General features: G+C 56.8%; 17 protein-coding genes and 1 tRNA gene. 11 read left to right on the plus strand and 7 right to left on the minus strand.

Features of this window, described 5'->3' with window-relative positions; all coding sequences use genetic code 11:
• Positions 1-9 precede the first annotated feature (9 nt).
• The 5 genes from Q1A07_RS04970 (at position 10) to Q1A07_RS04990 (ending at position 4,417) form a co-directional block, all read left to right on the plus strand.
• The gene (locus Q1A07_RS04970) at positions 10-1,227 is read left to right on the plus strand and encodes a site-specific integrase (RefSeq protein ID WP_299778365.1); all 1,218 of its coding nucleotides are present in this window, start codon (positions 10-12) and stop codon (positions 1,225-1,227) included.
• Positions 1,228-1,252: 25 nt separating this feature from the next.
• The gene (locus Q1A07_RS04975) at positions 1,253-1,843 is read left to right on the plus strand and encodes a hypothetical protein (RefSeq protein ID WP_299778367.1); all 591 of its coding nucleotides are present in this window, start codon (positions 1,253-1,255) and stop codon (positions 1,841-1,843) included.
• Between the two features lie 118 nt (positions 1,844-1,961).
• The gene (locus Q1A07_RS04980) at positions 1,962-2,186 is read left to right on the plus strand and encodes an AlpA family transcriptional regulator (RefSeq protein ID WP_299778369.1); all 225 of its coding nucleotides are present in this window, start codon (positions 1,962-1,964) and stop codon (positions 2,184-2,186) included.
• A 23-nt stretch (positions 2,187-2,209) separates the two neighbouring features.
• Positions 2,210-3,982 (plus strand): bifunctional DNA primase/polymerase, encoded by a 1,773-nt coding sequence (locus tag Q1A07_RS04985; RefSeq protein WP_299778370.1) that lies wholly within the window; start codon positions 2,210-2,212, stop codon positions 3,980-3,982.
• Between the two features lie 138 nt (positions 3,983-4,120).
• Positions 4,121-4,417 carry a hypothetical protein gene (locus Q1A07_RS04990; protein ID WP_299778372.1) on the plus strand — a complete coding sequence of 99 codons (297 nt, stop codon included), beginning with the start codon at positions 4,121-4,123 and terminating at the stop codon, positions 4,415-4,417.
• A 301-nt stretch (positions 4,418-4,718) separates the two neighbouring features.
• Here Q1A07_RS04990 and Q1A07_RS04995 read toward each other — a convergent pair whose 3' ends face one another.
• Complete coding sequence (locus tag Q1A07_RS04995) at positions 4,719-4,949, minus strand: hypothetical protein (protein WP_299778374.1); 231 nt, start codon at positions 4,947-4,949, stop codon at positions 4,719-4,721.
• Between the two features lie 983 nt (positions 4,950-5,932).
• On the opposite strand from Q1A07_RS04995, the gene Q1A07_RS05000 reads away from it, so the two are divergent.
• Both Q1A07_RS05000 and Q1A07_RS05005 read left to right on the plus strand, forming a co-directional pair.
• The gene (locus Q1A07_RS05000) at positions 5,933-6,133 is read left to right on the plus strand and encodes a hypothetical protein (RefSeq protein ID WP_299778376.1); all 201 of its coding nucleotides are present in this window, start codon (positions 5,933-5,935) and stop codon (positions 6,131-6,133) included.
• 109 nt (positions 6,134-6,242) lie between these two features.
• Positions 6,243-11,471 (plus strand): ATP-binding protein, encoded by a 5,229-nt coding sequence (locus Q1A07_RS05005; RefSeq protein ID WP_299778378.1) that lies wholly within the window; start codon positions 6,243-6,245, stop codon positions 11,469-11,471.
• Positions 11,472-11,543: 72 nt separating this feature from the next.
• On the opposite strand, the gene Q1A07_RS05010 is transcribed toward Q1A07_RS05005, so the two are convergent.
• Positions 11,544-11,618 (minus strand) — tRNA-Phe (locus Q1A07_RS05010).
• A gap of 317 nt (positions 11,619-11,935) precedes the next feature.
• Here Q1A07_RS05010 and Q1A07_RS05015 point away from each other — a divergent pair.
• From Q1A07_RS05015 to Q1A07_RS05030, 4 genes are read left to right on the plus strand one after another with little or no spacing between them, the layout of a single operon-like run.
• Complete coding sequence (locus Q1A07_RS05015) at positions 11,936-13,363, plus strand: circularly permuted type 2 ATP-grasp protein (protein ID WP_299778380.1); 1,428 nt, start codon at positions 11,936-11,938, stop codon at positions 13,361-13,363.
• A gap of 1 nt (position 13,364) precedes the next feature.
• Positions 13,365-14,306 (plus strand): alpha-E domain-containing protein, encoded by a 942-nt coding sequence (locus tag Q1A07_RS05020; RefSeq protein WP_299778382.1) that lies wholly within the window; start codon positions 13,365-13,367, stop codon positions 14,304-14,306.
• Between the two features lie 12 nt (positions 14,307-14,318).
• Positions 14,319-15,116: a transglutaminase family protein gene (locus tag Q1A07_RS05025; RefSeq protein ID WP_299778383.1), complete on the plus strand. Its 798-nt coding sequence runs from the start codon at positions 14,319-14,321 to the stop codon at positions 15,114-15,116.
• 40 nt (positions 15,117-15,156) lie between these two features.
• On the plus strand, positions 15,157-15,888 hold the full coding sequence (locus Q1A07_RS05030) for a proteasome-type protease (protein WP_299778385.1): 732 nt from the start codon (positions 15,157-15,159) through the stop codon (positions 15,886-15,888).
• Between the two features lie 37 nt (positions 15,889-15,925).
• Here Q1A07_RS05030 and yacG read toward each other — a convergent pair whose 3' ends face one another.
• From yacG to Q1A07_RS05055, 5 genes are all read right to left on the minus strand, one after another.
• A complete protein-coding gene (gene yacG, locus Q1A07_RS05035; RefSeq protein ID WP_299778387.1) occupies positions 15,926-16,126 on the minus strand; it encodes a DNA gyrase inhibitor YacG in 201 nt (66 codons plus the stop codon).
• On the minus strand, positions 16,123-17,145 hold the full coding sequence (locus Q1A07_RS05040) for a ribonuclease E/G (protein WP_299778389.1): 1,023 nt from the start codon (positions 17,143-17,145) through the stop codon (positions 16,123-16,125). The genes yacG and Q1A07_RS05040 overlap by 4 nt, the downstream gene beginning before the upstream one ends.
• Complete coding sequence (locus Q1A07_RS05045; RefSeq protein WP_299778390.1) at positions 17,142-17,717, minus strand: nucleoside triphosphate pyrophosphatase; 576 nt, start codon at positions 17,715-17,717, stop codon at positions 17,142-17,144. The genes Q1A07_RS05040 and Q1A07_RS05045 overlap by 4 nt, the downstream gene beginning before the upstream one ends.
• Positions 17,718-17,721: 4 nt before the next feature.
• A complete protein-coding gene (gene infA, locus Q1A07_RS05050; RefSeq protein WP_005978431.1) occupies positions 17,722-17,940 on the minus strand; it encodes a translation initiation factor IF-1 in 219 nt (72 codons plus the stop codon).
• A 79-nt stretch (positions 17,941-18,019) separates the two neighbouring features.
• Entirely contained in the window at positions 18,020-18,895 is an 876-nt protein-coding gene (locus tag Q1A07_RS05055; protein WP_299779174.1) for a carbon-nitrogen hydrolase family protein, read from the minus strand.
• Between the last annotated feature and the right edge of the window lie 8 nt (positions 18,896-18,903).

Below are 18,903 nucleotides of genomic sequence, written 5' to 3' on the forward strand. Positions count from 1 at the left end.
CATTGTTCCATGATACAGGCACTCACTACAAAGTTCATCGAAACACGAAAGCCCGACCCATCCAAGCGCGTCGACTATCGTGACACAGTAGTTCCCGGCTTGGTCCTTCGTGTGAACAAATCCGGCACCAAAACCTTTAGTTTTCACAAACGTATAAATGGGAAAATGAAGCGATTGACGATCGGTCAATTCGGGCCGTTTTCCATGACTGACGCGCGGGATCGAGCGCGGCAAATCCACTATGAGCTCGAAACGGGCAGGTTTGAACAGAACACCGGCATAGAGTGCGATGCGAAACCGACACTGGGCGACGTGATTCCCGATTACATCGAGAAACACGCCAAGGTTCACAACCGCGACTGGAAACGCAAGAAAGCCTTGTTGGAGAAGTTTACCGCATTACATGGTGAACGGATCGACGAGATCAAGCGTGCTGACGTCGTGAAAGCCTGCGACTTGATCCGCAAATCCGCGCCGACGAGTGCGAACCGGGCGCTTGCCCACCTCAAACACCTCATGGGCTGGTGCTTCGAGCGCGGCATGATCGTTGCCAACCCCATCGCTGGGATGAAACCGCCATCAAAGGAAAAGTCACGCGAGCGCGTGCTGACCGACGATGAGCTTGGTGCGCTGTGGGCGACCTGTGACGCCGAAGGCTATCCGTTCGGGGACTGCATGAAGCTTTTGATCCTGAGCGGCCAGAGACGCGCCGAGGTCGCCGGGATGCGATGGTCGGAACTCGACCTCGAAAAATGTCTGTGGACCCTGCCTTCGACGCGCGCCAAAAACGGCAGACAGCACACCGTCCCGATCACCGACGCTATGCTGGACGTGCTGCGCAGGGTGCCGAGGTTCCTCGGGTCAGACTATGTGTTCACAACAAAAGGTACCTCACCGATCTCTGGGTTTGGCCGATTGAAGAAACGTCTCGTCAAAGCCTTGCCTGCCGAAACCGAACACTGGACCCCACATGATCTGCGCCGCACGATGTCCACGAACATGGCGATGCTGGGCGTTCCACAGCCAGTCACTGAGGCATTGCTGAACCACAAGACGGGTGTGGTCTCAGGTGTGGCGGCAATCTACAATGTCAATTCATATGCGAACGAAAAGCGCGAGGCGCTTGCGCTTTGGAACGGGCATGTCGAAAGAGTCACCAAATCAGCCGTACTACCTGAAATACCGCGACTTGGGGTGGCTGGATCGACCACTCCCATAAGCGCCTGAGTTCTTTCCGCAAAAAACAGTCAACGTGCTGTGTCGCATTGGTGGGGCGGATGATGAAATCGACAGAACAAACCTAGCAGATGAGCTTCGCACCATTGCCGAAGTCTTTTGGATTGCGGCTATGTCCAGCCCTCTCGGCATTCATGGTGCGCCAGGGTCGCAGACGCCGGACGCCAGAAAACGAAAGATCACGAGTTCAATTTTGCATCCCGCCGAAAAATTGATCGAGGCACTTTCCGAAGAAAACCTTACCCTTCTTTCTGAATGGCCCGACAAATTGCCGTCGCCTCCGCCGAACCGACATGCGCTCATTGAAGAATTGACCAAACTCAGCAACCGCACCCGCGATCTGTTCGAGGTCTTGGATGATCCAAAACGAAAAGGCTCGGCGATTTCACAAGAGTTCAAGATCGACTTCGCAAACGCGATTGCCGACGTGTTTGAACGGTATTTTCCGAACGCTCAACACTCGCGGAGCGGCTATGATCGAACTCCGATCCCAAGCAGCGTATACCAAGCGTTTTTGAGAACCTGCGCGAAAGAGATATTTGGCGAGAGTTTCAAGTTCTCAGGGAACGTCCTGGATGAGGTCGCGAAACTGCGCAGCAGCCAATAAACCTACGCAACGAACGCGCAGCCTTGGCTACGCCTTTGATGTCACTGCGTTTCGATCTGTCATATGTTGTCCACACATGGAGCCGGCTCCTTAGTCAAACTGACGAAAGGGAAATTCCATGACGGACGAATTGAATACGCCAAGGCTGGCATCGCGCGAAGATCTAAGACGCTTGGGTATCCGCGTCAGCAATACAACCTTGCTACGCTGGGAACTCCGTGGGCGCTTTCCACGGCGTGTGAGGCCTGGCGGCACCACAGTTGCGTGGCTTCTGTCAGAAATCGAGGACTGGCTAGCTGAGCGGGACGCCGAGCGCGCTCGCACTCACTACGCCGAATACTGATCACCCAGAAAAGGAGAACCGGGATGCGCAAAGTGTTTCGTTTCGAGGGTGACATGCTGTCATCTTCGATTATCAAAGCCGCGCTCGCTTGGGCGCGGCATGGCGGCAAAATCATCGCCTTGCATGGCATTGATGATGACGGCCAATGCACGTGTGGCAGGGCCGATTGCAAGAGTCCGGGCAAGCACCCTATCGCGGACTTGTTTCCGAAGGGGCATCACAGCGCCACAAGCAACGCCACAAAAATCCGCCGCGCGTTCAAGAAGTACCCTCTCGCCAACTTCGGCGTGATCCTTCCGCCGGGGCTGGTTGTGCTAGATGTTGATGGCCCGGAAGGTGCCGAAACCTACATGGCACTGAACCTGCCGCCCACCCTGTCAGTTCGCACCGGTCGCGGAACACACTACTATTTCCGCGCCTCGGAGTCCCTACCCAAGAGGAAAGCGCCGCTTACTGGCATAGACATCAAGGACAATGCCAGCGGATACCTCGTAGGCCCTCCTAGCATGCACAAGTGTGGTCGCCGGTATCGCGTGCAACGCGGAGAGGACCGCTTGGCGGTGTTGCCTGCTGGCTTCGTAGGAGCGCTGAAGCGCGACAAAAGCCGCATAGCGAACTTCGACGCGGTCGGGGCCTTTAGGGCCGGAGGCCGCAACAATGAGCTGACCAAGATTGCAGGATCGCTTAGGTTTCGCGGCTTGGCCGAAACGGCCATCGCAGGTGCGTTGAAGGCGATCAACGCAGCGGCGTGTAGTCCACCCCTCGACACCGATGAGGTCGAGCGAATTGCCTCCAGTGTCGGCAAATACGAAGCCGGACATGAAGAGGCTTTTGGCTGGCTCGGAGACGTCGAAGAGTCCACGCCGCAATTCTCGATGTATCCTTATATCGTAAAAGGTGCCTTGACCGTTCTCGACGGGAACATGGGGCAAGGGAAATCTACCTTTACCTGTGCCATCGCTGCCGCCGTGACAACCGGCAAGCCCCCGCCGTTCGTGGATGACATCGAAAAAGGTTCGGTCCTGTTCATGTCTTCCGAGGACGACCCTTCGCGCGTGCTGAAACCCCGCCTTATGCAGGCCGGGGCCGACGTCTCGAAAGTCCGCTTTCAGCAGGAGCCGTTTTCCTTGGACGAGCGCGGTTTGGCATTGCTCCGGCAAGAACTGTCGGCAAACACGCCCGCCCTTGTCGTGATCGATCCGATCATCGCCTTCATGAAGGAAGGTGCGGACGGGAATAAGGCAACCGAGACCATGCATTTCATGGTGCAAATTGACCAGTTGGCGCGCGAGTTTGACACAGCGATTCTGATCGTGCGGCACCTTCGAAAGGCGCGGGCTGACCATGCCATGCACCAAGGTATCGGATCGATTTCAATATCAGCGCGTGTGCGCTCGGGCCTGATCCTTGCGCCGCATCCTGACGACCCGCGCCTGCGCGCGGTGGCCCATGCGAAATCTAACTATGCCGAGCCGGGCCCGACAATTGTTTTCGAGATGCAGAGCACTGACCCACGCTCGCACCCCCGTGTGAAATGGCACGCCTGCGAGCCTGAATTGACGGTAGGCGAACTACTCGCACCTCCCGAGGCCGAACGAGGCCGACCGCCACGGGAACGCGACACGGCTTCCGCGTGGCTGGAAAACGTACTGCGCAAAGGTCCGGTCAAGAAGAAGGTGCTGGACGGCTGGGCCAAGGAGGAAGGGGTATCACTCCCGACCCTCCGGCGCGCGGGCGAAGCACTCGGCGTGGTGAAGTCTAAGGAGGGTAAATCCTCCGTCTGGGCGCTGCCCTGAACCATGCCCTCACCGTCACTTGCTCAGAATTCGCACACGTATGTGATTTTTGAGCAAGTGATCATCCGAAAGTCGGTTCAGTTCGATGCCAGTTGCAAGTCTGCGCCGAGGCTAGCCGTAAATAAATGGAGAAATTACATGAGCAATCACGCCAAAATGCAAAACCGCCTAAAGTCCCAAATCAACAATGCGATACTGGACTGCGGCAAAGTCGATGGGAGCGAAGAAGTCGTCCTCACCAATACCGATGTCGTCGAGGCTCTCCTCGAAGTCACCGGGGTCTACGCATCGATCCACGGTTTCGAGACCTATACGCCGACCGACCTCGCCTTCAAGCACGCGATGACTATCCAGCGGCACATCGAACATTTTCGGGAGATGCGGAAAAAAGGGAAACTGCCCGTGAAAGTCATCCCACGCAACAAGGTGAACTGACCCAGCGGCTAGTGGGGGTGGTGCAAGGCAGCGGCTAGAGGCTGAAAATCTCGGAAGTATGCATGACCACTTGTCTGCCCGCGAGGCAAGCGCCGTTGAAAAAATGCCTCCCCCAATCTCCCCTACGCCAGCGCCCGATTGGGCGTCCGGCGGGCCTGTCCCGGGCGACACGGTGACTACGTATCAGTCTATCGGGTGCGAGCCGAAGCTGAATTTGTGAACCTTTTCAAGCAGCCCGGATTGCTGCTTGGTGTCGTTTCTGTCCGCTGGGTTTCATACGGGTAGCAATCGAGGTGGTTGGTCATTCTTGCACCCAGCCTTTGCGGTGAAAGTGGCGCAACACGATGGATCGGTTGTAGAGCGGGAACCCGATCCAAAGACCGTTGACCGTTAGCAGTGACACCAGCGCCCAGAGCCACATGCCCTTAAACAAATAGTAAAGCGGCCCGAAAAGCAGGCACCAAAGCCTATGCCAGTTCCCGAGTATTATCTTGGTCTCGCCGTTGAAACTCCACTTCGCGCTGATGACCATTTTCAATTTTCTCCTTGTAAGATTGGTTGATGAAATTTCGATAAGACAGTTGCGGAGTCTGGTCAGGTTAAACCCTGCGGGGCTGTGTAGAGGCCGCGTGAGTGCTGATGACAGGTCTTCCTGTCAAACACCCGGCGGACGGGCCGGGACATTGCCTCAGTGAGCCACACAGCGCGTTTGGCGGGTATTCGCAGGGTGTGATCGAAAAATGCCCGAATTGGCAGTACTGGCTCATTGCAACGCCGCCGCGCGGGCGTATAGCTCTACCTGCTAGAGATTTGTTGCAGGTCATTCCGAGTTGCACACCGGCAATGCCCCATGCACCTCCACATGCTCCCAAATCAGCCGCCGTTCGGCGTAAGCTATGTATGGATGAAGAATGTGGTCAGTTGCATCGATCCCATCAGGTAGGTGCACCGAGACCCACAGGCCTGATGTGTCACCGTTGAAAACACCGTGAAAGGTGACGCCCCCTGCATGACCTTTCTTGCCGGTCGACGCCGATCTGTGGAATTGGCGTATCCGGTTCCTGATCCCTTTCGCCGCCCATGTCCTGCCTATGTAGACGGTGTTGGTTGGTTCTCCACGCGAGATTACACAAATGCCTGCCTGCTGCGGCAATGCCGATCTATCGGCCCATTCAATTGGTTCGGTGAGGTGAAGCCCCATAACGCCCCGATCTGCGAGCGCCCTCGCGGTTGACTGGTGATCGGGGTGTTAGAAAACCGCGGTGACACGGTCCCTGTGCCTTTAGCCGGGGCCTGTTGTATAACACAGGCACCCCGACCATAGGGTCAAAGGTATTCAACCGCCGAAGCGGTCTAAGTCACCGAGGGGTTTCTAAGCCCCAACGCAGGTGCGTCTCCTGCGTCAAGATCAGTGGTAGCAGCAATTCTAGAAAAGCTAAAGGTGCGCTGGGGTTATCCCTGACACGCTGGCGGCCAGCGTCTTATCGATCTTCATCAGAACCGAAGGAGACCGACATGGCTGATATCGTGACGCTCAAAGACCTGTGCGAAGAACTGAAACTCGACCCCCGTGAAGCCCGCGAACGGCTGCGTGCCGCCGCCGGAGACGCCAAGGCAAATCCAGAACTGGCGAAGACTCGGAAGCCACGTACCCCGTGGCAATGGGTCAAGGGGTCAACAGCCGAGAAGGAGGCCCTGAGAGCTCTTCGCAAGTAGGGTAGACAAGTTAACAGGATCTACCTCGGCGTCGTGAAGCACGTTGAAGGCGAGCCAAATTCTCAATAATCTACTATTTGAGCAATGAGCAGAATGGTGGACAAAAAGAATGCCCGCGAGCCCCGAGGCAACAGGTGGTGTCGGCTACACCTTTGAAGATTCAGTAGTGGCGTCATATTTGACCAGCCTCCTTGTTGAAGGCGGCGCGCGGGGAATCTCTGAAGCGATTACTGACGGCGTCTTTCTCCAACGCGCGGCGCTTGGTGAACCACTAGACGATATAGTCGTGGAGGCTTCGGATCGATACGGCCAACCTTCTAAATTGGCTCTGCAAGTGAAGCAAAGCCCAACGCTGAGTTCTGCCGATACTAATGCCGACTTTCGAGATGTCATTTCGGCTAGCTGGCGAGAATTCAAGAAAGATGGCTTCAGAATAGGTAGGGACCGTGTTGGCTTAGCTGCTGCTAATATCGCGCTGTCCACACTCCGGGCAGCCCGTTCTACGCTTGAATGGGCTCGTACATCCAAGTCGGCAGACGACTTTTTTAGACGGCTCAATACCGAGAATTTTGCAAGCGACGCACAAAGAAGGTTCGTGAGCGATGTTCGAGCTCTGCTACCAGCAGAGGCGCAAGGTGAGGAAAATTCGTGGCAGTTTCTAAGGCATTTTGTCATCCTCGTCTTTGACACGTTGTCAGAAGGAGCGTCAGGTTCATTCGAGGCAATTGAACGTCTGCGGAATGCGCTACCAACTGGAGAGCGTCATCGTGCCGAAGAGCTTTGGGTACGACTTTCCCAGATATCACGACACGCGTCGGGCGCAGCAGGCAGCTTTTCAAGGGCAACGTTGGTTGAACAGCTTTCGGGAGTGTTTGATCTTTCTTCTCTTCCAAGCATGCGCAGCGATCTTGTTAAGGTTGCAGAAGAAACAAGGCACGCTCTTCAAGGTATCCGAATGGATATCTCAGGGCTGATTATCCCGCGAAATAGTATTCTCGACAAGGTCAACGACATTGATGATGGCAAGCGATTTATCCAATTAGCGGGCGAGGCCGGTTCGGGAAAGTCGGCGGTGTTACGCGCGCTGGCCGAAGAGCACGCCCGGCACGGTTTCGCTCTTGTTCTGACCGACAAGCGTCTCGTCGGCCCCGGCTGGCCCTCACTGGCCACGCACTTGCGCCTAGAAACGGAACGACTTGCTGACCTCCTTTTTGAACTAGCCACACTTGGAAAACCAACTCTCTTCATCGACGGGATAGATCGCCTAGAAAACGAGACCCGTCAGACAATCTTGGACATCGTAACTATTCTTCTTGATGATCCAAGGCTTGCGGACTGGCGCGTTGTGGCATCTACCCGTTCGTCACACCTCGAAGACTTGAGGATATGGCTACCTCCCCAACTTATTGAGGAGGGCCAAGCACACATCGTCGAGATCGATGGATTTGATGATAATGAGGCTGGCATCCTTGCTGAGCGGTTTCCTGCGATGCACGAAGTCCTGTTCGCCGAGGGTCAAGAAAAGGAATTTGCAAGGCGCCCTTTCTTTGCTCAGGTGTTGGCACAACGTTCAGTGAGCACTGATGGAGCACCGGGCAAGTTTTCCGAGATTTCACTAGCGCAGGTTTGGCTAGAAGGACCGCAGGGTCTACATGATAAAGCCTCTTCGATTGAACGCCGCCAATCGATGGGTGAGCTAGCCGCGAGATGCGCTCAAGCAACCAATAGAAGCGGCGCAATAGAAGGTATTTCCGCTCAAGCTCTAACGGCGCTAACAAAAGAACGAGCGATAGCTGAGGTTGCGGGTAGCGGACGATATTCCTTTACCCACGACATATTTCTTGAATGGGCAATGTTCGGATTGTGTCGCCAAAATGGTCCAGATTGGCCGGGCACACTCTCGGCTGCTGGCGACAGGCCCGGACTAATCCGGGTGGTAGAGCTACTATCACAGTTTGAATTCGAGTCCGAAGACACCTGGACTGAAACGCAATTGGCACTGGAGCAGCAGGAAGCATGGCGTCATTGGAGCAGGGTTTGGCTCCTTGCCCCATTCGCCTCGCCAGCGTTCTTTGATCGCAAAGATGCGATTTCGGTTTTTTTGAGCGAAGACCAAAGGCTCATCCGGCTCCTTTCTTCTTTCCGAGCACACAAGACTATCGAAAACCTTCTGGTCGTCCATGGCGCGTTCGGACTCAGCGAGAAAACTAAATTCGAAAAATTCAGAATAGCTGACTTCTTGTCATGGCCCCGGCCTGTTCGGAATTGGAGGCGATTGCTGATCTGGTTGCTTTCGCTTGATTGGAATGAGGCAACAATCGAGGACATAGTCGACACATTCGACGTATGGCTCAACCTGTTTCAGGATTACCCAGACAAAATCAAAAACCGATTTGCAGAACGACTCGATCAAATCCTAGCTGAATGGGATGCGCACGATTATTGGGACAGAGGCAAAGAGGCCACTCCGTTGGGATTTCATAAGGACGGTTTCGGAGACAAACTTCGTCAGACCTTCATAAGGTCCTCGCTTACAAATACTGACCTTTTACGTGAAAGGCTTCAAGCATGGACGTCCGAACGAATTGACGACAAGATTCAGTTAAGTGTTTTTGCATGGAGTGCGCGCCTCTCCAGTGTAGTTCCTGATGCTCTGGCGGATTTTTCATTCCATGCTTTTATTGAGCCACTACCGTCAGAGTCGGCGGAGAGATCACCGGGGCAGATAGTTGGTTGGTCGCCCCACATGAGCGATTGGGACTCTCCGGGCATTAGCAGCTACTCTCAGCAATGTCATCCAGCCTCACCGCTCCAACAACCGTTTGCAGCCCTTTTCGAGCATGCACCTCAAGAAGGACTACGCTTGATCCGTGAGCTTCTGAGACGGACTGTGATCGCATGGAGACAACTACCACAATATGACTTCCAAGATCGCGCTATTCCCATTCCATTTAGCATTGAATTTCCTTGGGGGACTCAAACATTTTGGGGCGGCCAAAGGATTTACGGTTGGTATAGAGGTCTATTTTCCTGCGACACCCTCGGGTCGGCTCTTATGGCGCTGGAAGATTGGGCATTTTCCGAACTCGAATCTGGACGTGAAGTTGACGAGATCGTCAGAGATCTTGTTTCAGGACACGAAAGCGTAGCCACGCTTGGCATTGCTTTGGGTGTTGTGTTGGACAAAGATTCACTTTCACCTGCCGCAGCTGCTCTTGTCGGCTGTCAGCACATCTGGGTCATGGATGAGTACCGCTGGCAACACGACGTCCAAGGCCATCACTCAAACGAAATAGGAGCTAGTTTCGGCTGGTCAAACGAGACGACTCATCTCGAAGCGTTGAAACGCCTTAACTCACGGCCTTCCCGAAAAAAGAACATCAGGTGGCTCGCGACAGCATTCAATCTCACAGCGAACGACCAACGTGAAAAAGTGATTGAACAGCTCTCTGGCTTTCCAAATGACTTGCCCTTCACCCATGAAGGTCAAGAAAAGGATGACAAGTTGGTCGCGCACTATCGGAATCGAGCTCAGGAATGGGCAGCGATGGCTGATCTTTCGAACTATGCGCGGGTGGCGACCGATGATGGGAGAGTCGGCGTCGCATTCCAGCCCTCTGACGAACGAGTGCAACAAGCGGAAGAAGCAGGTGAGCGGCTAGCCCATTGGAATGAAGGCTTCCAACTGCTGAAACAATGTGAGTCTTGGTTTGAGAGCGGCAAAATTGATGATCAGGCGCGAGATGAGATCATAGTGCTCGCACGCGAGGTCGATAACGAGGACCTGTTCAAATCTGGTTTCGATGCCGGAGACCCCGGCAGCCGCCGCGCTGGCGGGGTAGCAGCCGTGTCAGCAGCGATCCTGAGTTTGCAGCCCGATCTTCCACATGATCAAGTGAAATGGGCCGAAAGCGTTGCGTTTCGCGCCGCAAATACTGTTCCGGCAAACGATGAGTTTTTTCACGCTGATGCTCCTGCCAACGAAAGGCCCGAAGTTTTTGCGGCAAAGGGATTGGCTGCAATTATCAAGAATAGCGGACGAGCAGAAAAGACAGCACAGGCAGAATTGGTGCGTTTGTGCTTTCACCCCTACAAGGGAGTTCAATTGGCCGCCCTGACAAGCGCCGCGTCTTGTTGGCGAGGACAAAAAAGCTTCGCTGACAAATGTACCGCGCTCGCGTTCAAGTTGACGACCCTCGAATTGGATCGAGGATCGCCAGATTGGCACCGAAGACGCAAGGGGAGAGAGAAGCGTCTTGCCTCTGAAAAACAGCGGCTGTTCACTGCGACTATTCGAGCAAAGGCTGCCAACAGAGAGAACACTCTTTCGAAGACGTATTCCGGTATCGAGTCGAGCCACTTAGATCAATGGCGTGTTAAAGATTTCGCATCAATGTTGTCCATCATTCCGAAAGACAGGCTTGCTGACGATGAGGGTTTTCGAAACGATCTGTTTTCACTTGTGCGTAGCTTCGTAGGGAAGCTCGCTACGGCGATCGGCATTGCCGACGAGTCCGAACGCCGTTCTGGCTCAAGACTATGGCGAGAGTTTTTGAGATGTATCTGGACCTTGGCGAGGTTGTTCGAAGATTTGCCGCCCGAAAAATTGCGCAGTGAAATCATCCCCATTCTGTCTCAATTACCCACTGAGCCAAAGAGCGAAGTCCTCTCGACATTCGCCGATGCGTACTCCTGCATGCGACTCATCGATGCTCGGGAAGTGTCGTCAGATACATTATCGGTGTTCATTGATATCTTCGAAGCGGTTGCAGATCATCCTGATTGGAAACGTCCTGAGTGGCGAGATGACTATGGTCTTCCCAGTCAGCTTCACAAGCTTGTTCGTACAGCAATGGGCGCAAACTGGGATCGACCGGCGATGGGTGCGGCACGTTTCGCCAACAATGATTGGTCTGATGCAGGTCTACTTGACCCACTGATCGATTGGATGCTTCAACGATTTGGCCATTTACCTCAAGTCATGCAAGCATTCTTACTCCATGTTGAAAGGTCCTTCGATCATCGAAGCAGCGAATTCCTTGCTTCGAGGTTGGGAGGCATCGTGCCCGCCGTTTGGCAGTCTAGAGGCTTCTGGTCTGGGGGAAGAACTGCGCAGCTCGCCGGTCTACTTCAGTCGTTTACTGAACGAGACACACCTTTGGAGCCCGATGTCCACGTTCAATTCTTAGAGCTTCTCGATCACTTGGTCGAGCTTGGGGATCGTCGTGCCGCTGCGCTTCAAATTAGCTCTCTCTTCGATCTTCCGCGCAGACGAGAACCACCAAGCATTCATTCTACTGGCCTCGGGAATGAAATGCCGAAATTGATACCCAAATGATACCCAAGGAGAATTTTTCCTTTTGCCCATGCTCAGGAATTTAGGGCAACTTATTGGTATTATTTGTAAAAATGGTGCCCGGGGGCGGAATCGAACCACCGACACGAGGATTTTCAATCCACTGCTCTACCCCTGAGCTACCCGGGCACGGGTTGCCAAAACTTGGCTGGGTGAGCGGGTTCTAGGAGTTTGCTTCAAGGGTGTCCAGTGCCTTTTTGCCAAATGCTCGGCTAATGCCATCGCCAATGCCGACGGCTTCTGTCTGCGGACCTATCTGGATAGTACGTTTACCAGTAAGGTTCACAAGAACTACCCGCTACTTCATCCGTGCTAGCAGATGAACGGTGGTCAATCTGGAAAAGAAAATCGTTTAAAAAACAGGCGCACCTCTACATTTCTCCAAGGTTATTAATCCCTTGCCACCGATTGGTTGTGCCTTCGCGTCGGACCGGTATCATGACCGGATGACAAAGACAGCAAAGAACTTCGACGAGATGGTCCGCACCGACGGATCAGTGACCCATCCCTACGCAGCCTACGACGCCTGGTTCAAGTCTCAGGATCCGGCACGTCTGGAATCCAAGGCGGAAGAAGCCGAAGCCTTCTTTCGCAGGACCGGGATCACTTTCAACGTCTATGGACAATCAGAGGCGCAGGAGCGTCTGATCCCCTTCGATCTGGTGCCGCGCATCCTTTCGCACAGGGAGTGGGCGAAGCTGTCTAAAGGCATTGATCAGCGGGTGCGCGCGATCAATGCCTTCATCTGGGATATCTACAACCGGCAGGAAATCCTGCGGGCCGGGCGCGTACCGAAGGCGCTCATCGCACACAACGAGGCGTTCGTGCCGCAAATGATGGGCTTCACCCCGCCCGGCAAGGTCTACACTCATATCGTCGGCACCGATATCGTGCGCACCGGCGAAGGCGATTTCTTCGTGTTGGAGGACAATGCCCGCACGCCTTCCGGCGTCTCCTACATGCTGGAGAACCGGGAAACGATGCTGCAGATGTTCCCGGAGCTTTTTTCGCAAATCCGCGTCCAACCGGTGAGCGATTATCCCAAGAACCTGCGCCGGTCGCTGTCGGCATGCGCGCCGCAGGCCTGTTCCGGCAAACCGACGGTGGCGGTGCTGACCCCCGGCATTCACAACTCTGCGTATTTCGAGCACTCCTTTCTGGCCGATCAGATGGGCGCTGAACTGGTCGAAGGGCATGATCTGCGGGTGGTCGACGGGCGGATCGCCATGCGCACCACCAAAGGCTACCGCGTGATCGACGTGCTTTACCGGCGCATCGACGACGATTTTTTGGACCCCCTGAGTTTCAATCCCGAAAGCATGCTGGGCGTTCCCGGCATCATGGATGTCTACCGTGCGGGTGGCATCACGATTGCCAATGCACCCGGTGCGGGGATCGCGGATGACAAGGCCATTTATTCGTATATGCCGGAGATCGTCGAGTTTTATACCGGCGAGAAGGCAATTTTGAAAAACGTGGAGACCCATCGCTGTGCAGAGCCCGAGGCGCTGCGTTATGTGCTGGACAACCTCGCCGAGCTGGTGGTGAAGGAGGTGCATGGCTCCGGCGGCTACGGGATGCTGGTTGGCCCCGCGGCGAGTAAAAAGGAAATTGCCGCCTTCCGCAAAAAGCTCGAGGCGAGACCGGGCAACTACATTGCGCAGCCGACCTTGTCGCTCTCAACCGTTCCCATTTTCGTCGATCAGGGGCTTGCGCCGCGCCATGTGGATTTGCGCCCCTTTGTGCTCGTCTCCCCGCAGGGCGTCAATATCACGCCAGGCGGGCTGACCCGGGTGGCGCTGACCGAAGGGTCGCTGGTCGTGAACTCCAGCCAGGGTGGCGGAACAAAAGACACCTGGGTGCTGGAGGACTGATATGCTTGGAAAAACAGCAGGCGGCCTCTATTGGATGTTCCGGTTCCTGGAGCGGAGCGAAAATACCGCCCGTCTTCTCGAAGCAGGGTTCCGCATGGCGCTCACCCGGTCGTCCGATGCTGAATCGGAGTGGAAATCCGTTGTTATCACCTCCGGCACCGGTCTCGGGTATGAGAATAAATACGACAGTTACAGTGACACGCTGGTCATGGACTGGCTGCTGCGGGACACCGACAACCCCTCCAGCGTGATTGCCGGCACCAAATCCGCCCGCGACAATGCGCGACTGGTGCGCACCGCACTGACGACCGAAGTGTGGGAGGCGGTGAACGACAATTGGATGACCCTGCGCGATCTGCTGGCCAAACCGGTAACAACGGTCGATCTGCCCGCAGCACTTGCGCTGATCCGTAAGCAGAGCGCATTGGTGCGCGGGGCCCTTCACGGCACGATGCTGCGAAATGATATCTATGATTTTGCACGCATCGGCACCTTCATTGAACGGGCGGACAACACGGCGCGGATCATCGATGTGAAGTATTACACGCTGCTACCCTCGGCCTCGGCCGTCGGGTCGTCGCTGGACAATGTGCAGTGGGAAATGATCCTGCGGTCGGTCTCGGCACATCGCTGTTTTCGCTGGCTGGACGAGCAGGACATGACGGCGACGGCCATCGCGGACTTCCTGATTTTTGACAAACGCCTGCCCCGCTCGCTGGCCTTCTGTGTGAAACAGACAACGGAGAACCTGCGCTATCTGGAGCAGGAATATCAGACACGCCATCCCTGCCACGATCTGGCGGACAAGCTGGGACGGCAGTTGAAGACGCTGGATATCAACACGGTTTTTGACCACGGGCTGCATGAGATGATCACGGAGTTCATCCGCGACAACAACGCGCTGGGGACACAGATTGAAAAAGACTTCCGCTTCATCGGATAGGAAAGGGATCAGGTGCGACTGACGATCAACCACACGACGCGCTACAGCTATGACAGCCCGGTGGACTACGCACTGCAGCAGGTGCGATTGACGCCACCGACCACGGCGCAACAGGAGGTGCACACCTGGGATCTGAGGGTCGAGGGCGGCAAGATCGAGACGGAATACCGGGATCACAATGGGGCACAGGTGCATTTGGTCAGTGTCGATCAAGGCGCACAAGAGGTTGCGATCACGGCCGCAGGTGAGGTGGAAACGACGGACACCGCAGGCGTCTTGGGCAAGGTCTACGGACCGGCGCCCCTGTGGTATTTCAAGCAGTTTACGCCGCTGACCGAGGCTGGCCCCGGTATCAGGGCCCTTGCGGGGCAATTGGCAGCAGCGCCAGACCCGCTGTCGGCCCTGCATGCTCTCTCTTCATCGATCCTGATGGCCGTGCCTTACCGGATTGGCGAGACCTATGCGGCCACCTCTGCCGAAGAGGCAGTGATGGGGGGCAGCGGCGTGTGCCAGGACCACGCCCAGATTTTCGTCGCCGCCGCGCGCGCCGCCGGGGTGCCTGCCCGCTATGTTTCGGGTTATCTGATGATGGACGACCGGGTAGATCAGGATGCAAGCCACGCCTGGGCCGAAGCGCATGTGGATGGTCTCGGCTGGGTGGGCTTTGACATCTCGAACGGGATCAGCCCCGATGCGCGCTATGTCCGGCTGGCCGCGGGGTTAGACTACAGCCACGCCGCCCCGATTTCCGGGCTTCGCTTAGGGGCTGCGAATGAATCGATGATTGTATCGCTGCAGATACAGCAGTAAGCCTCTGCTCTGAAAGACTGCCTGACGACTGGATATCTTCATGACCTATTGCGTGGGCCTGCGCCTTGATCGGGGCCTTGTGTTCATGTCCGACACCCGCACGAACGCGGGCGTCGACAACTTCTCCAAGACGCGGAAGATGTTTCATTGGGGCGTGCCGGGCGAGCGGTTGATCACGCTGATGACAGCCGGCAATCTGGCCACCACGCAGGCGCTGGTCAGCCTGATCGAAGAACGGGTCAAGGCGGTGGGTGACCGTGATCCGTCGATTCTGCATGCCCCGTCCATGTTTCAGGTGGCGCGCATGGTCGGATCGACGCTGAAAGAGGTCATCGCCCAGAGCGCGCCTGTAGGTCAGACCGGGGACGCGGCATTTCAGGCCACCGTTATCGTGGGCGGCCAGATCAAGGGCAGCCCGCCCACCATGTTCATGATTTATCCGGAGGGGAACTTCATCGAGGTAACCTCGGAGACACCGTTTTTTCAGATCGGCGAGACAAAGTATGGTCGCCCCATTCTGGTGCGGGCCTACGAGCCGCACATGCGTTTCGAAGATGCCGTGAAGCTGCTACTGGTCTCCTTCGATTCCACGGTGCGCTCCAATCTCTCCGTCGCCCCTCCATTCGATCTGATGGTCTACGAGGATGATGCCTACGCGCCGGTGCTGGATCGCCGGATCGAGCAGGATGACGCGGTGTATCAAAGCATTTCATCCGGGTGGGGCGATGCCTTGCGCACCGCCTTCGATCAGTTGCCCACCTTCGATCTTTGAACAAGGGTGGCCTGAAGCCCACCCTACCTGCCGGGAGCTAGTGCGGTTTTTCCTGTCTTTGCTCTTCGCGTTCGGCCTCTTCCAGCGCGTCCTCGAGGGTGTCGATATCCTCGGGATCGGTGGATGGCACCGCATAGCTGCCGTTGAACCAGCGCGCCAGATCACGGTCCGCGCAGCGTTTGGAGCAGAACGGGCGCACGGCTGGCACCGTTGAATTCCCGCAGATCGGGCAATTCATGTCAGGACCTCACTCAATGGCAGGCGCGCGCGTTTGCGCTGGAGTTCAAAATGGCCCAGCGGTGTCCAGCCGACAAGGGCCGTCTCGATATCATCTGCCCTAAAGCTTTGACGCAACACGGTTTCGAAACTGCGGCGGTCCTTCTTGGGCATCGGAGCGAGATCCAGCACGATCTGGCCGCCCAGCCCGCGCAGGCGCAGCGCACGCGGCAATGCCTTGGCGCAGGCCATGTTCGCCTTGATCCCGGCGGCCAGCGACGCATCTGAACCCGTGTTGACGTCCACTGCCACCAGGGCACGGGTCGGCTCAACATAGAGGCGCGCGCCAGCACCCAGAGAAACCTCCGGGCCGCGCACCGTTTCCAGCGCGTCCAGCACGCCGTGAGCCTCGAACCCGCCTGCATCGGTGACCACGTCAGCGGGGGCCACCCAATCGCGCCAGGCCAGAAGATGCGGGCCATCGCCTTCGGCGAGCACCTCCATCTCCCGGCTTTCATCCGCCAGGATACGTGCAGCAAGCTCCGCCATTTGCGCGATGTCTTCCGCAATCGCGTCGACAGGCGCGCCGCCACAGGAGGACCGCAGGATCAGGCCCGTGGGCTGATCCGACAGGACGTCATGCGCAATCTCCAGAAGCCGGTCGCGTTCTGCCTCATCCTTGATCTGGCGGCTGATATTAATCCCCGGCGCGCCGGGCGTGACAATCGCGTAGCGGCTTTTGAAGAGCAGTTTCTGGGTGACCGGCAAGGCCTTGCCCGGTTCGGCATAGCCCGTGACCTGCACCAGAATGGGCTGCCCCGGCGCCAACCCTTTGATCTGCCGCAGAAAGGCAGACCCGTCGGGTGTTTTCAGGAACATGCCGCCCTGCCCTTTTACGGGCCGATCGGCAATCGCGCGGTACACGGTCCCGGGACGCGGCGCATCGGTATCAATCAGGATGTCTTCAAGCTGACCATCAACCATCATGGCGGCGGCCTCGCGGTCGCCCATGTGATCGAGAATGATACTCCGGCCCTTCATGAGGGAGCCTGCAACACAGGATGTCCGGCGGCCCTGAGCAGGTTCGCCGTTTCCGCCAAGGGCAATCCAACGATGCCGGTGAAAGAGCCACTGATCCATGGGATCAACGCCCCGGCGGGCCCCTGAATGCCATAGCCCCCTGCCTTGCCGCGCCAGTCCTGCGTTGCGAGGTAAGCGTCCAGCTCTTCATCGGAGAGAGATTTCATACGCACCGTGCTGACCACATCCTTTTCCCAGATATTCTCACCCCGTCGCACCGCCACTGCCGTGATCACCCGATGCCTGCGGCCCGACAACAGGCGCAGGAAAGCGGCGGCCTCTGCTGCATCGGCCGGTTTGCCTAGAATGCGACGCCCCAGGGCCACCGTGGTATCTGCGCAGAGTACGATATCACCATCGTCAGCCGTCACCGCCGCCACCTTTGCGCGGGTGATGCGGCGGCAATAGGGGCGCGGCAACTCACCCTTCAACGGGTCCTCGTCAATATCCGGCGCGCGAACATGATCCGGCACAACGCCGATTTGCGCCAGCAATTCCTTGCGGCGCGGACTTCCAGACCCCAGAATAAACAAGGGGTTACTTAAAGCGGTAGTTGATCCGACCCTTCGTCAGATCGTAGGGGGTCATCTCGACCTGCACCTTGTCGCCAGCCAGAACGCGGATGCGGTTCTTGCGCATCTTGCCTGCCGTATGTGCGATGATCTCATGGCCGTTTTCAAGCTCGACCCGAAATGTCGCATTTGGCAGGAGTTCCTTCACGACACCGGGAAATTCGAGCGTATCTTCCTTGGCCATGGTTTCTCCTTCATTGCACGCCCACCCATTTGTGGACGCCGCTTAAATGCGCGCATTCGAAGCTGTTTTCAAGGGGGATTCAGCGCAAGGTCATAATTGGCGCCGCAGCGTCCCGGCCAATCTGCTCAGCCCAATGGGCCCGCCCGAGCACCACGCCATCCGCGCGCACATGCGCAATGGCTTGCAAATCCACCTCTGCGTAGGTCCAGCCCGGAACGCCCAATTCGCCCTCGGCCAGGACCCCAGTGGCCGGAAACCCGGTATCCGGCGGGCCAAAGACACCCCCTGTCCCGGTCGAGATATCCACGGCGTCCGACCACGGTGCCTCTCCCACCAGCGAGGCCATGACGCTGACGCATTGGCTCTCCAGTGCGCGGGCCATCGCCCCGATGCGCACACGCCAGTACCCGGACAATGCCTCGGTGCAGGACGGCACAAGGATGATGTCACAGTCCGCCAATGCCCGGCCTAACAAAGGAAATTCACTGTCGTAACAGATCAGTATGCCGATTTTGCCGATGGCCGTATCAAAGATTTGCAGCGGTCCGCCGCCGATCACGCCCCAGATATCGCGCTCGAACCGCGTCATGATCTGTTTGTCCTGCACACCGATCTGACCACCGGGTGCAAAGAGACGCGCGCGGTTAACCGGGCGTGTTGCAGTGGCCGCCGGTCCCGATGCCGCCAGAATGTGGATGTTATGCGTTGCAGCAAGCCTGCTGTGCAGGGCGTCCGCATCCGGGAGCCGGTCGGAGACGGCGTAGAGTGATCGCTCCAGATCACCTGCGGCGGCTTCTCCGCCAAGCGTGGCCAATTCCATCGCGCCATATTCGGGGAAAACGGCCAGCGTTGCGCCCGCCTGCGCCGCCTCGGACACCCATGCGGAAATCTTGTCCTCATATTGCGCCCAGGATGTCAGAAAATCGAGCGGGTAGGCGGCTGTGGCGATGATCACGTCGGAAA

Source organism: uncultured Roseobacter sp., from assembly GCF_947492555.1.
In the GTDB taxonomy this organism is placed as follows: Bacteria; Pseudomonadota; Alphaproteobacteria; order Rhodobacterales; family Rhodobacteraceae; genus Roseobacter.